This is a genomic window from Streptomyces sp. JJ36, from assembly GCF_021696945.1.
GTDB lineage: Bacteria > Actinomycetota > Actinomycetes > Streptomycetales > Streptomycetaceae > Streptomyces.
Genome location: NZ_JACYHE010000040.1, coordinates 1 through 13,402 on the forward strand (window position 1 = coordinate 1; position 13,402 = coordinate 13,402).

General features: G+C 77.9%; 9 protein-coding genes and 2 pseudogenes. 6 read left to right on the top strand and 5 right to left on the bottom strand.

The genetic code is table 11. The features are described from left to right. Nucleotides 1-156 precede the first annotated feature (156 nt). The 3 genes and pseudogenes from HOY81_RS16340 to HOY81_RS16350 all read right to left on the bottom strand — a co-directional run bounded on the left by HOY81_RS16340 (nt 157) and on the right by HOY81_RS16350 (nt 4,224). Nucleotides 157-1,677, bottom strand: coding sequence for a hypothetical protein (locus tag HOY81_RS16340; RefSeq protein ID WP_237321156.1), 1,521 nt, complete (start codon nt 1,675-1,677; stop codon nt 157-159). A gap of 512 nt (nt 1,678-2,189) precedes the next feature. Next, nucleotides 2,190-3,257 (bottom strand): annotated as a pseudogene (locus HOY81_RS16345) (hypothetical protein); the annotation flags it as partial. After that, the gene (locus tag HOY81_RS16350; RefSeq protein WP_237321157.1) at nt 3,169-4,224 is read right to left on the bottom strand and encodes a phosphatase PAP2 family protein; all 1,056 of its coding nucleotides are present in this window, start codon (nt 4,222-4,224) and stop codon (nt 3,169-3,171) included. The pseudogene HOY81_RS16345 and the gene HOY81_RS16350, both read right to left, overlap by 89 nt. Nucleotides 4,225-4,428: 204 nt before the next feature. On the opposite strand from HOY81_RS16350, the gene HOY81_RS16355 reads away from it, so the two are divergent. Continuing rightward, nucleotides 4,429-5,025 (top strand): histidine phosphatase family protein, encoded by a 597-nt coding sequence (locus HOY81_RS16355; RefSeq protein WP_237321158.1) that lies wholly within the window; start codon nt 4,429-4,431, stop codon nt 5,023-5,025. A gap of 416 nt (nt 5,026-5,441) precedes the next feature. Here HOY81_RS16355 and HOY81_RS16360 read toward each other — a convergent pair whose 3' ends face one another. Then, nucleotides 5,442-6,854 (bottom strand): tetratricopeptide repeat protein, encoded by a 1,413-nt coding sequence (locus HOY81_RS16360; protein WP_237321159.1) that lies wholly within the window; start codon nt 6,852-6,854, stop codon nt 5,442-5,444. Nucleotides 6,855-7,064: 210 nt separating this feature from the next. Here HOY81_RS16360 and HOY81_RS16365 point away from each other — a divergent pair, with 210 nt between their 5' ends. Continuing rightward, entirely contained in the window at nt 7,065-7,457 is a 393-nt protein-coding gene (locus HOY81_RS16365) for a hypothetical protein (RefSeq protein WP_237321188.1), read from the top strand. A 183-nt stretch (nt 7,458-7,640) separates the two neighbouring features. Then, the gene (locus HOY81_RS16370; RefSeq protein WP_237321189.1) at nt 7,641-8,489 is read left to right on the top strand and encodes a spermidine synthase; all 849 of its coding nucleotides are present in this window, start codon (nt 7,641-7,643) and stop codon (nt 8,487-8,489) included. 132 nt (nt 8,490-8,621) lie between these two features. Here HOY81_RS16370 and HOY81_RS16375 read toward each other — a convergent pair whose 3' ends face one another. Then, nucleotides 8,622-9,245, bottom strand: coding sequence for a hypothetical protein (locus HOY81_RS16375; protein WP_237321160.1), 624 nt, complete (start codon nt 9,243-9,245; stop codon nt 8,622-8,624). Nucleotides 9,246-9,277: 32 nt separating this feature from the next. Between HOY81_RS16375 and HOY81_RS16380 the strand changes: the two genes are divergently transcribed. The 3 genes and pseudogenes from HOY81_RS16380 to HOY81_RS16390 form a co-directional block, all read left to right on the top strand. Then, nucleotides 9,278-9,973: a response regulator transcription factor gene (locus tag HOY81_RS16380; protein ID WP_237321161.1), complete on the top strand. Its 696-nt coding sequence runs from the start codon at nt 9,278-9,280 to the stop codon at nt 9,971-9,973. Next, nucleotides 9,970-11,370 (top strand): HAMP domain-containing sensor histidine kinase, encoded by a 1,401-nt coding sequence (locus HOY81_RS16385; protein ID WP_237321162.1) that lies wholly within the window; start codon nt 9,970-9,972, stop codon nt 11,368-11,370. The genes HOY81_RS16380 and HOY81_RS16385 overlap by 4 nt, the downstream gene beginning before the upstream one ends. Nucleotides 11,371-12,436: 1,066 nt before the next feature. After that, nucleotides 12,437-13,315 (top strand): annotated as a pseudogene (locus HOY81_RS16390) (chitinase); the annotation flags it as partial. Between the last annotated feature and the right edge of the window lie 87 nt (nt 13,316-13,402).

The following is a 13,402-nucleotide window of genomic DNA, read 5'->3' on the forward strand; positions in this document are numbered from 1 at the left end:
GGCCGTGCGGCCCGCAGGGACCGCACGGGCGACCGGGCACCGGGACGGACGCCGGGCCCGTCGTGGGTGGGTACGCCGAGCCGGGCGCCGCCCGGCCGCCCGCGCGGCCCGAGCCCTCGCGAGGTGCCGGCCGCGGCAGGCCGGCGGGGGCTGTGCTCACAGGAAGTCCTCCGTCGTCTCCGGGTCGGGCGGGTCCGCCGGCGGCGCACCGCCGTCCGGCGCGGCGGCCGGCGGGCCGCCGTGCGTCCAGGGCGTGTCCTCCGGCTCGGGCAGCCCGGGACCACCACGGGGCGCGTGCTCGAAGAGCGTCCACACCAGCCGGTCGCCCTCCGCCGGCACCGAGCCGGGCGCCGGCTCCCGGCCGCGTCCCATGCCGTTCAGCAGGCGCAGGGTGAGCAGCCCGGTGGCCTGCCCGTGCACCAGTTCGGCGCTCTGCTTCCCGCCGTCCGGCAGCGCCCGGTGCACGGTGCCGCGCTCGGCCAGATGCGGCTGGTCGGCCGTCCGTACGGTGACCAGCGGCCGCGGGCGCGGCCGCGACCCCTCGGTGTACGCCGGCTCGACCGCCGTCACCTCGCCCGCGAACGCCTCACCGGCCAGCCGCCGGGCGGCCATCACCAGCGGATCGTCCAGCGCCTCCTGAGCGTCCAGGCGGGCCTGCGCCTGCTCGCGGGAGGCGAGCTTGCGGGCCGCCGTCACCGCGTCGTCCCGGCGCGGCTGCGGCGGCTCGCCCGCCCGGACCCGGTCCCGGTGGTGGGTGTAGGAGTAGCGGTCCCGCCGCCAGCGGTCGGCCACGCTCGCCCCCTCCGGCAGCGTGCGGAGCAGGTCCACCCCCTCCCACATCGCGTCCCAGGCGGGCCGGAGCTGGGACGCGAGCAGCTCCCGCACCCGCTCCTCCGCCCCTGGGAGGCCCGCGTCGTAGCGCTCCACGGCGGGCGCGAGCAGACGGTTGTCGAAGGCCGGGTCGGTGGCCGGCCCGGCGGGCGGGTGCAGCAACTGCCCCTGGGGGTCCCGGGCCGTCTCGGCGTGCAGCGCGGCCTGCTCGCCCCCACCGTCCCGCGCCCGGAGCCAGGCCAGCAGGGCGCCCAGGTGCTGGTCCTCCAGATGGCTCTGACCGGTGCTCCAGTGGCGGGTCAGCAGGCCGGTCATGGGAAGCAGCAGCGAGGAGCCCGGCACCCGGGCGCGCTCGCCGTAGTGCGTCAGCCACCGCCCGAGCAGCGGCACCTGGGGCGGCGCCGGATACGGCGCCTCCGGATCCTGCTCCGCCGTCCGGCGGAACCGCATGGAGCGCCCGAGCAGCCGGACGAACTCCACCGCGGGCGCGTTGGGCACCAGGAGCTGCGGCGCGTCCGCGCACAGCTCCGTCTCCTCACCGCCGCGCGTCTCCGTCTCCACCGCGTCCTGCGCCGACTCCAGGTGCGGCAGCAACTCCCCGGCGAGCGCGGCCAGAAAGGCGAACCGCAGATCGCGGTCGCGCGGCTGGGGCACGGTGAGCAGCCGCGGCCGCTCCCGGTCGGTGCCCAGCAGGGCGCCCAGCGGGGCGCCGGCCTCCCCCGCGGTGGTGAGCAGCACCAGCACCATCGGGTGCGCCGCCAGATGCCGGTGCCGCACCGTGGCGGCGGGCTGCGCCCGTCCGGTGGCCACGGCCTCCATCCGCGCCAGCGTGCCGATCAGCGACACGGCGCCTCCCTCCTCGTGGCCTCGCCGGCCTCGGCGGCCTGCCCGTCCGGCACCGGGCGGGCGGCGTCCCGCGCCGCGGCCTCGGCCAGGGCCTCGGCCCGCAGGGCGGCCGCGCGCCGCAGGGCGGCCGCGGCCGGGTCGTCCCCGGGGCTGCCGCCCGCCGCGGGCGCGTCTTCGCCGGCCCGGTCCGCCGGCACCGTGCGGTCCCGGCCGGGGCGGCCTTCCGCGCTCGGGCCCGGGCGGTTCGCCTCGCGCCCCGTGCCGTGCCGGGACCCGTCGCGCGCGGTGGCGTCCGGGCGGGTCCCGCCCTCCGCGGTGCCCTCCGGGTCCGTCGCGTCCTGCGGAATGCGGTGCGGGCCGGTCCGGTCTCGTGCGGGCGCGTGCCGGCCGGCCTCGTCCGGCACGATGCCGTGCGGGCCGTCCCGGTTCCGGGCGGGCGCGTCCGCGGCGTCCGTGCCCGTGACGTCCGCACCCGGCGCCTCGTCCCCGTGACCCGGCGCCTCGGGGCCCGCCCCGGAGGCGGCCGCCAGCACCTCGTCCACCGTGGTGAGCCCGCCCAGCTCGCCCCGCACCGAGCGGCCCAGCGCCGTCACCGATCCCTCGGCGCGTGCCGTGGCCCGGCAGTGGAACGCCAGCTCGCAGCTGGCCAGGCACTCGGGGGCGTAGGCCGCCGGGACCGTCGCGACCGCCTCCCGCAGCTCCCCGGCCGGGCGCTCCGGGTCGAAGCGGGTGCCCTCCGGGACCGCCGCGGCGATCTCCTCCAGCCGCGTCAGCCGGGCGAGTTGCCGGCGGGTGCTCGCGAGTTGCTTACGCAGGTCGACCGCGGCCGCCGTCGGCAGGTTGGAGAAGTCCCGGGGACAGACCAGCAGCGCGAACGGGCGCACCACCGCGCCGCCGGCCGCCGCCGCGGCCTCCTCCAGCGCCAGCGCGTACACCGCGGCCTGCCGGGCCGCGGCGCCCACCTTCGCCGGATCGGCCGAACCGTCCAGCACCGGGAAGGACTTGATCTCCAGCACCGTCCAGCTCCCGTCCGGGTGGACGGCGACCGCGTCCGGCTCCAGATGCACCGGCGACCCGGCGATCTCCAGCGCCAGCATCGGGTGGCGCAGCAGGGCCCAGCGCCCGGCCGCGGTGGCCTCCCCGAGCGCCAGCCGGGTGCGGGCGGTGCGGCCGGCCGGGCCGTCCGCCGCCAGCTCGGGCAAGGCCACCTCGCCGGGCTCCGGCGCGCTCTCGCCCGTACGCGCGCACAGCAGCCGGATCAGCTCCGCGCCGCCGTCCCGGGTGACCCGGGCCTCGAAGGCGTTCCCCCGGACGAACGCGAACTGGGACTGACCGAACGGTGCGGGGGCGCCCAGCGCCGACGCCACGGCGGCCTTGTCCACCCCGGCGCCGTCCAGCAGGGCGCGGCGGCGGCAGCCCGGGTTCGCGGCGAGCGCGGCCAGGGCCCGGGCGTCCAGCGGGCGCGGCGGCACCTCCGGGCCGCCGCGCAGCTCAGCGAGTTGCCGGTGCAGGGGTGTCGGCTGCGCCGGCAGCTCCGGGGCCCGGCTGCCGGCCGCCGTGCGGCCGTGGGGTGTCGTCATCGGCTGTCGCCTCGGGCGCTTCGCGGGTGGGTGCGGTACGCCGGGCAGTCTGGCATCCGGCACCGACAGCCGGTGCGCCCGGTGCCGTCCGCACCGGCGTGCCGCCGGGGCCGGGGGCGCCCCGACGCGGTTGCGGCACGCTCCCGCGGTGCACCGCCCCGCCCGTACGGACCACCGTGGTGCCCGCAGGGGCGACCGGTCCCCGCGCTCCCCGGCGCACGGGTGCGAACCGGTCGCGCAGTGCGCCCGCCGCGCGCTGCACCGCGGGGGTGAGCAGCAGCCCCAGCCCCATCACCGCGACCCCCGCCACGGCGTCCAGCAGATAGTGGTTGGCGGTGCCCATCACCACCAGCGTGATGGCGAGCGGGTAGAGGAACACCGGCGCCCGCACCGCACGGCGGCCGCCCGCGTACCGCCAGACCACCACGGCGCACCACAGCGACCAGCCGACATGGAGGCTGGGCATCGCCGCGTACTGGTTGGTGAGGCCGCCCAGCCCCTCCGGCGCGCTGGCCTCCCCGGCCCACCAGCCGTAGTCGGCGTACCGGGCCATGGTGTCCACGAAGCCGTATGCCGGGTCGAGGAGGCGTGGCGGGCAGGTCGGGAAAAGCGTGAACCCGGCCAGGCCCAGCACCGTGGAGGTGAGCAGCCAGGTGCGCATCGCCCGGTACCCGGAGGGGCGGCGGCGCCAGAGCCACACCAGGACCAGCGGGGTGAGCACATAGTGCAGCGAGGCGTAGACGTAGTCGGCGGCGATGCCGAGCCACGCCTCGGTGCTGAACAGCCGGTTCAGCGGGCGGACGACGTCCAGCCGGAGGCTCTGCTCGGCGCGGAGCACGCCGAGGCCGTGGTCGACCGCCGTGCTCACGTCCCCCCGGGCCACCAGCCGCCCCGCGGAGTAGAGCCCGTACACCGCGATCACCAGCGGTATCTCCGTCCACCAGCGGAGCCGGCGGGCTGCAGGCATACGAGTCGCCCCCCAAGATCGTTGCGGTCCGGTGACCGTCGCCCCACGCGACGGCATACCCGGGGGAAAGGACGCCTCCGGCCCCCGCCCGGGTTGAGGCGGCTGGGGCGGGTGATGATGGGACGGGTCGCCGGCCGCCGGACGGAGCCCGACGGCCCGGACGGACGGCGCACGGCGACGGCACGGCGCGGAGGACGGAGGGCCATGGCGGCACGCATTCTGCTGGTACGGCACGGGCGGACGGAGTGGTCGGCCGCCGGGCGGCACACCGGGCACACCGACGTGCCGCTGGTGGACGACGGCCGGCGCACCGCGAAGCTGCTCGGCGCGCGGCTGCACCGCGCGCCCTGGGACGGACTGCCGGGCGCCGAGGTGTGCACCAGCCCGCTCGCGCGGGCGCGCGAGACGTGCGAGCTGGCGGGCTTCGGCACACGGGCGACCCGCTGGGACGCGCTGCGGGAGTGGGACTACGGCGACTACGAGGGCCTGACCAGTGCGCAGATCACCGAACGGGCCGGCCCGGACTGGTTCCTGTGGCGGGACGGCGTCGCCGGAGGGGAACCACTCTCCGCGGTCGCGGCCCGCGCCGACGAGGTGGTGGCGTGGGCGCGCTCCGCGGACCGCGATGTGCTGCTCTTCGCGCACGGGCACCTGCTGCGGGTGCTGGCCGCGCGCTGGCTCGGGTACGGGCCGGAGTTCGCGGCGCGGCTCCGGCTGGACCCGGCCTCCCTCTCGGTCCTGGACTGGGCCTACGGCACACCGGCCGTCCAGCGCTGGAACGACACCGGCCACCTGGACTGAGGGCCGCCACGCTCCGGGACGCCGGGCCCCGGAGCGCGGGGCCCGACACCCGGCCCCCGGCCGCGAACAGCGGGTCTCACGGGAGCCGGGGCGCCGCCCCGCGTCGCGCCCCCGCGGCGGGAGCGGCGTGGGCGACGTCCGCAGCCCGGACCCCGCCGGACCCGGGTGCCTGATGTGGGCGAGCGCCCGCAGCGTGCGCGGCGGTCTCGGTGGCGCCGCGCCGCCTGGTCACCCCGTCCGCGCGGGCGCCGGGGCGTGCAAGCGGTGCCAGCGGGGCCCCGGCGGTGGGGCGCCGCCGCGGGCGCCCTCCCCGGCGGACGGACTTCCCGGCCGCCGTGGGGGCCGGCGGGAACCGGCACGTGCGCCCCGGGGGCCGCGCGCCCCGGCTCACGCCGCGGGGCGCACGGGGCCCCGGCTCACCCCGGGCGGCTGCCCTGCCGGGCGAGGAAGCGGGCCACGCGCGGCTCCCGGTGGTACGGGCGCAGGCGGTCGGCCGCGGTGTCGAGCATGCCCCTGATGCGCGTGGACCGTACGGGCCCCAGCAGCGCCAGTGCGCGCATGCCGGTGGCCGCCGCCTCCTCGGCCTCGCCTCCGGCGGCCAGGTCCCCGGCGAGTTCCGCGGTGAACAGCGCTCGGTTGCGGACGAAGTGGGGCTGCTGGAGCGCGACCGCGCGGCGGGCGTGCCGCGCCGCCGGGCCCCAGGCGCCGAGCGCGGCCCAGCACTGGGACTCCAGGCCCTCCAGTTCGGCCTCGCCGAAGAAGCTCATCCAGGGCGGGTCGTTCTCCGTGGGCCCGCGCGCGAACAGGTCGCGGGCCTGGGAGAGCGCGGTCTCGCAGGCGGAGCGGTCGCCCAGGCCGGCCCAGCCGCCCGCCTCGCGCAGCGCGAGCAGCGCCAGCAGCCGCGGCGACCCCAGTCGCCGGGCGGCCTGCCGGCCCGCCTGCGCGGCGCGTACGGCCTCCCGGGGCCGGCTCGCGTCCCGGGCGAGGAACGCGGTGTTGCAGAACGCGTGCGCCTCCAGCCGGGTGTCGCCGGCGACCCGGGCGGTGGCCAGCGCCTCCGCGTAGTGGGAGCGCGCGTCGGCGAAGCGGCCGGAGTCATGGGCCAGCCAGCCGACGGAGAGGGCGAGTTCGCCCGCGCCGGAGTGCAGCCGTTCGGAGACGGGGCGGTCGGCGGTGCCCCGGTCGAGCAGGTCGTAAGCGGCCCGCAGGGTCTCGCCCGCCCTCCGGTAGAGGCCGTCGGCGCCGTGCCGGTCGTCCAGTAGCCGGATGCGGGTGACCGCGTCCTCGACGGCGGCGGCGTCGGCGGCGCCGACGCGTACGGGGGTGGCTGAGGCAGGGTGGGCCGCGGCGCCGGTCAGCGAGACAGCGGCCAGGGCGGCAGGGCCGCCGGTCATGAACGCGCGACGTAGCACGTCGCTCTCCTCGTCGTGTTCGGGTAACTCGGGGAATGCGCCGTCCTCCCGGCCCACCGGGGCCTCCGGTGGGTGCGCCGAAGCCGGCAAGGGCGTGTGCCCGTCGCTTCGCGCCCCGCGGGTACGCGCGGCCCGCCCGCGGACGGACTCGCGCGCCGCAAAGCCCATGTCCGCGAGCGAGTGCCCGGGGAACATGTGCGTGAACACCCGCTCGTAGGCGTAGTTGGGACACCGGATCTCCCCGGCCTCCACCCGCCCGATGTAGCGGGCGTCGCAGGCGACCTGCTCGCCGATCTCCCGTGCGGCCCTGCGTACGGCGGCCGCGAACTCGCCGGGCGAGAGGCTGCCGCGCAGTCGCCGGAAGGCGGTGTTGGGCCCATGGTCCGGACCCGTCGACGCAGAGGGTGACGACGCCATGCCCGGACCGTACCGGCTGCGCCGCGCCCGGAATGCCCCGTTCGATTTCACGCGCCGGGCAAACCCACGACAAAACGGAAATCCACCCTGCGATCTGCCATGAACTGCCATCCTTTGCGGCGGTCCGTCGCCGTAGCCGTTGACGCCGCGCTGCGTTGAACCTGGTACGAGCGACCCGCTAAGGAGTGGTCCGACGTGCTGGACACCCATGTGACGGCGAACGGCCCGGCCTGCGGCGCGCCGGCGCCCGGCGCCGGCGAGGAGCCCTGCGATCTCGTGACGGTCCCCGCCCGGCAGGGCCTGGAGGCCGTCGACATCCTCCGGCTGCGCGACGGCCTCGGACCCGTGCTGCACGACGGCGCGGGCGACACCCTCGGTTTCCTGGTGCCGCCGGGCACCGCGGCCGGCTGGGACCTCCCGGGCAGCGCCTGCACCCCGACCTGCGCGCGCAGCCCGCGCCGTGCCGCCGAGCCGCCGGTCACCGGCACCGGCTGGCTGGTGCCGCCCTGGGGCGCGTACCGCCGGACGACTGAGCCCGGCCGGCTGCGGGCCGCGCTGGGCGAGGCGGCCCGCACGATCGAGGCCGTCGACCGCTGCCGGTGACCGCCCCCGGCGGCACGGCACCCCGGCGCCGGAACGCCGGGTGCCGCGCCCGGCGCGCGCCCACCCGCCGGCGGAACGGATACTGGTGCCGTGGCCAGGAGGAAACGCGGTGGCGCGCGCGGCGCCGCACACGCCCCGGAGCACGCCGGTACGGGCCGGCGCACCCGGCGGGCGCGCACGGCGCTGACCGAGCCCGTCGGCGGCGGACCGGCCCGGCTGGAACCGGACCCGGACCGGGCACGCGGCTGGACGCTGGTGCTCGACGGCGCGCCGCAGTCCCATGTCGACCTGGACGACCCGGCGTACCTGGACTTCGCCTACCAGCGCCGGTTCGGGCACGTGGCCGACCTGGTGGCGCCGCCGGGGCGGCCGGTCCGTGCGGTGCACCTGGGCGGCGGCGCCCTCACGCTGGCACGCTATGTCGCCGCCACCCGGCCGCGCTCCACCCAGCAGGTCGCCGAGGTGGACGGGGCACTGGTGCGGTTCGTCCGCCACGAGCTCCCGCTGGAGAACGGCTGGCGCGTCAAGGTACGGACCGCGGACGCCCGGGAGGCGCTGGGCAGAATCCCGGACGACTGGGCGGACCTGGTCTTCTCCGACGTCTTTGAGGGCGCCCGCACGCCCGCCCATCTGAACAGCGCCGAGTTCCTCGCCGAGGCCCGGCGGGTGCTCTGCCCCGGCGGCCTCTACGCCGCCAACCTCGCGGACGGCGCGGGCCCCGGACGGCCCGGCGACGGCGGGACGCTGCCCCACCTGCGGGCCCAGATCGCCACCGCGCACAGCGTGTTCGGCGAGGTCTGCGTGGTGGCCGACCCGGCGGTGCTGCGCGGGCGCCGGTTCGGCAACACGGTGCTCGTCGCGGGCGACGCCGGACTGCCGCTCGCCGAGCTGACCCGGCGCACGGCCGGGGACCCGCACCCGGGCCGGGTGGAACACGGCCGGGCGCTGGTGGAGTTCACCGGCGGCGCCGCAGCCGTGACCGACCGCACCGCCGTCCCGTCGCCCCGGCCCCCGGAGGGCGCCCTCTCCTGAGTGCCCCCCGGCACGCCGCCGCGACGGCGGGCGGCAGTGCCACGAGGTCCTCTGGGGTGGCCGGTTCCTGACGGCACGTCGGGCGCCGGCCGGGCGGGGCACCGCGGCCGCCGGCCGCCCGTAGCGTGCTCTTCACTGCTCGTACGCCTGGACCCGGGGCGGATGCCCGTTCCAGGTGCAGATGACCGTGGCGGCCCGGTCCTGGGTGGTGAAGGTGACGCGGATCCAGGCGTCGGCCTTCCACACCTGCATCTCCCAGCCGGCGTGCGGGGTCGCGGAGACCAGGGAGGCGGAGTCCGTACCCAGGTCCAGCACCACCCGGCCGCCCGCGGTGGTCCAGCCCTGGACCCGCTCCCCGGAGGAGCCGTCCCCGCGTGGCGCGTACGCGCCGTCCTGGGGAGCGGCCGGGTGGGGAGCCGCGGACGGGCCGCCCCCGCCGCCGTCGCCGCGCTCCCCGCCGTCGCCGGACTCGCCGCCGTCGCCGGACTCCCCGGACTCCCCCGGCCCGCCCGCGTCGTCCTGCTTCCCGGAGGAGGCGCCGGAGGGCCCGGGGGACGGCGAAGGACTGGGCGGCGGCCGGTGCGTGGAGGAGGACTGCGGCGCGTTCTCGCGGAGCGCCTCGGCGACGGGGCCCAGGGCGCGCGGTGGGTCGTAGGCCGTCGCACGCAGCACCGTGTCCACGCCGAACCAGGACAGTGTGACGGCCGCGCCCGTCGCCACCGTCCACGCTCCCGCGTGCAGCAGGCTTCGTTGCATCCGTTTCAGCCTAATGGGCTAGCGTGCCGCGCATGGCTCGAGTGCTCGTGGTCGAGGACGACCAGTTCGTCCGTACCGCCCTCATCCGGCACCTGACGGAGGCCGCACACGCGGTGCGCAGCGTCGGAACGGCTCTGGAGGCGCTGCGCGAGGTGGCCCAGGTCGGCTTCGACGTCGTCATCCTCGATCTGGGCCTGCCGGACCTGGACGGCGCGGAGGCGCTGAAGATGCTGCGCGGTGTCACGGACGTGCCGGTCATCATCGCCACCGCGCGCGACGACGAGGCGGAGATCGTCCGGCTGCTGAACGAGGGCGCTGACGACTACCTGGTGAAGCCGTTCTCGGTGGAGCACCTCTCCGCCCGCATCGCCGCCGTGCTGCGCCGCTCCCGGCCGTCCGCCGGCCCCGGCGGGGCCGGTGAGGACGCCGTGCTCCGGGTCGGCGGACTCGCCATCGACCCGCTGCGCCGCCAGGCCCGGCTGGACGGGACCCTGCTGGACCTGACCCGGCGGGAGTTCGACCTGCTGGCCTTCCTCGCCCGCCGCCCCGGCGTGGTGGTGGGCCGCAAGGAGTTGCTGGCCGAGGTGTGGCAGCAGTCCTACGGTGACGACCAGACCATCGACGTCCATCTCTCCTGGCTGCGCCGGAAGCTGGGGGAGACCGCCGCGCGGCCGCGCTACCTGCACACGCTGCGCGGCGTCGGGGTGAAGCTGGAGCCGCCCGGATGAGATGGGCCCTGGTCAAGGTGTGCCTTGCCGTGACCGTGATGGTGGCCGTCGCCTTCGCCGTGCCTCTCGGGCTCGTCGTGCAGGAACTGGCCCGGGACCGGGCGCTGTCGGCCGCGGAGCGGCACGCGGCCGCGATCGGGCCCGCCCTCGCCATCACCACCGACCGGCGGGAGCTGAGCCGCGCCGTCGCCAGCACCGAGGCCGGCTCCCGGGGCCGGATGGCGCTCCATGTGCCGGGGCCCGACGGGCTGGCCGGTGTCGGCGACCGCCGGGCCCGACCGCGGGACGTCCGTGCCGTCGCGCAGGGCGGCAAGGCCGCGCTGCGGCCGGTGCCGGGCGGCCGGGCGCTGCTCCAGCCCATCGCGCTGGCCAGCACCGAGTTCGCCGTGGTCGAGATCTACGTGCCCGAGGAGGAACTCACCCGGGGAGTGGAGACGGCCTGGCTGGTGCTGGCGGGCGTGGCGCTGGGCCTGGTGGTCGGCTCGGTGGCGGTCGCGGACCGGCTCGGCACCCGGATGGTCCGGCCCGCCGAACGACTGGCGGGGGCGGCCCAGGAGCTGGGCGAGGGCCGGCTCGGGGTGCGGGTCCCGGAACGCGGCCCGGCGGAACTGCGTTCCGCGGCCGTCGCCTTCAACGCCATGGCCGACCAGGTGGTGCGGCTGCTCGCGAACGAGCGGGAACTGGCCGCCGACCTCTCGCACCGGCTCCGGACGCCCCTGACCGTGCTCCGGCTCAACGCCGCGTCGCTCGGCGACGGCGACGCGGCCGAGCAGACCCGGGAGGCCGTGGACCAGCTCGAGCAGGAGGTCGACCGGGTGATCCGCACCGCGCGCGAGCAGCGCGCCCAGGCGCCCGGCGGCGGTGACCCGGTGGGGTGCGACGCCTCCGCGGTGATCCGGGAGCGGATGTCCTTCTGGTCCGCGCTCGCCGAGGACGAGGGGCGGGAGGCACGCGTCGCCGGTGTGGAGGAGACCGTACGGGTACCGGTGGCACGGACCGAACTGGTCGCCGCGCTCGACGCGTTGCTGGGCAACGTCTTCCGGCACACCCCGGAGGGCACGCCGTTCGCGGTGGACGTGCACCACGGCGGGCAGTCCGGGGGCCGGGCGGGCGACACCGTGCTGGTGCTGGTCTCCGACGCCGGGCCCGGCATCGCCGACCCGGACGCGGCGCTCATCCGGGGGAGCGGGGACGGCGGGCCCGGCTCCACCGGCCTGGGGCTGGACATCGTGCGCCGGGTCGCGGAGTCCACCGGCGGCGACGTGCGGGTGGGGCGCTCGGTGCTCGGCGGCGCGGAGGTGTGCGTACGCCTCGGGCTGCGGGAGGGCGGCGGAACCGGGCGGCGCCGCAGCCGCCGCAGCCGCCGCCGCGGCCACCGCGGGGCGCGCGCCCGCTGAGGGCGCGGCACGAGTCGCCGGGGCGCGCGCCCCGCAGGACGAGCGGCGGACGCCCTGGGCCGGAGACCGCGCGCCGGAAGCCGGCCCTCACCGGCCCGGGTCGCGCGGCGGAAGTCTGGCCCTCGCCGGCCCGGGTCGCGCGGCGGAGGCCCGGAGTCCGCCGGGCCGCAGCACCAGGGCCCGCCCGGCCTACCGACTGGCGGCCGGGCGTACCCTCACTCCGGAACGGCCCGCAGCCGGACCCCGCAGGGCCACGCACGGGGAACGAGCGGAGCGAGAAGACGAAAGCTCAGGCACAGCGCGGCAGCAGCCCGCCAGGGCGCCCCCGTCACCGGCTGCCGACCGCCCCGCCGCCCGGCCCCGTCACCGGCGGGTGAACCCCAGCCCACCACGCCACCCGCGCCCGCAGCATGAACGCGCCCCGGCAAGGCACCCCTCCCCCCCCGTAGCCCGCCAAGCAGTGACCGCAACCACGAGCCCTGCCGTACCCGGCAACGCACCCGCCGCTACTCCGGCCGTTGCCCCACCCCCTGCCGCAGCATGCGCGGCACGTGCTGCTCGACCTCGGCCCACAGGGGGCGAAGAGACGGCCCACCGGCGCGTGCGCGGGCGTGCGCGCCCCGGTGCGCCGTGCGGTGACAGGAGGTCCTTTCGTGCCCGGTGGGCGGCACCGCAGAAGCCCCGGTGAGCCCTGGTCCGGACCGGAAGCGTAAGGGCGGCCTTTCGCTTCCTTAAGCGCGCCCTAAACCCTGTGGGGGCGGTCCGTTTGGTCCGGATTCGTCCGAACCACGCGCGCTAGCGTTCCTCTCGTACCACCCCCCACACCAGACCCTGTGAGGCGACGACGCGCATGACGAACACCTCCGGACACCGGCGCCGCCGCGACGGCCGTTCGCGGCTGACCGTGGCGGCCGCCGCCGCGGGACTGGTCGCCACCGGCGGGCTCGCCCTGGCGGCCCAGGCGACCGCCGGGGAGGACGGCACCCAGGGCGGGGCCGGCGCCGGGACGGCCGGCAGCGTCTCCGGCGAGGCGGCGGCCGGTGGCGCGGACACCGGCGGCACCCCGTTCGCACCCTATGCCGACACCTCTCTCCGGCCGGCGTACGACCTGGTGGAGGGTGCCCGGCGCAGCGGCGCCGAGGAGTTCACCCTCGCCTTCGTCACCTCCTCCGGCGGCTGCGAGCCCCGCTGGGGAGGCCGCACCGGGCTCGGGGACGACCCGGTCGCGGCACAGATCGACGAGCTGCGGGCGGCCGGCGGCGAGGTGCGCGTCTCCTTCGGCGGCGCCGCCGGCACCGAACTGGCCCTGGCCTGCGACTCGGCGGAGGAACTGGCGGAGGCGTACGGCACCGTGGTGGAGACCTACGGGCTCACCGCGGTGGACTTCGACGTCGAGGGCGGGGCGCTGCCGGACACGGCGGCGAACACCCGCCGGGCCGAGGCGATCGCGGAGCTCCAGCGGCGCCACGAGGGGCTGGACGTCTCCTTCACGCTGCCGGTGATGCCGGAGGGGCTCACCCCGGACGGCGTGGCGCTGCTGGAGAACGCCGTGGAGCACGGCGTGGACGTCTCCGAGGTCAACATCATGGCGATGGACTACGGCCCTGCCTACACCGGTGACATGGGCGCGTACGCAGTACGGGCCGCCACCGCCACCCAGGCGCAGCTGAAGAAGGCCCTGGGCCTCCCGGACGACGCGGCGGCCTGGTCCCGGCTCGCCGTCACCCCGATGATCGGGGTGAACGACGTGCGCGGCGAGGTCTTCACCCTGCAGGACGCCGGCGAGCTGAAGCGGTTCGCCGACGAGCGGGGGCTCGCGCGGTTGTCGATGTGGTCCGCCACCCGGGACACGGCCTGCCCGGGCGGCGAGCAGCCGCAGGCGGACCCCACCTGCTCCGGGATCCGGCAGGAGGACTTCGCCTTCGGCACCGCACTGGCACCCTGAGCCAGGCCCGCCGGGACCCGTGCCCCGGCGGGCCGCCCCCGCACCCCCCACACCGGGCGGGGCGTGATGGAACCCCCACGCATCACG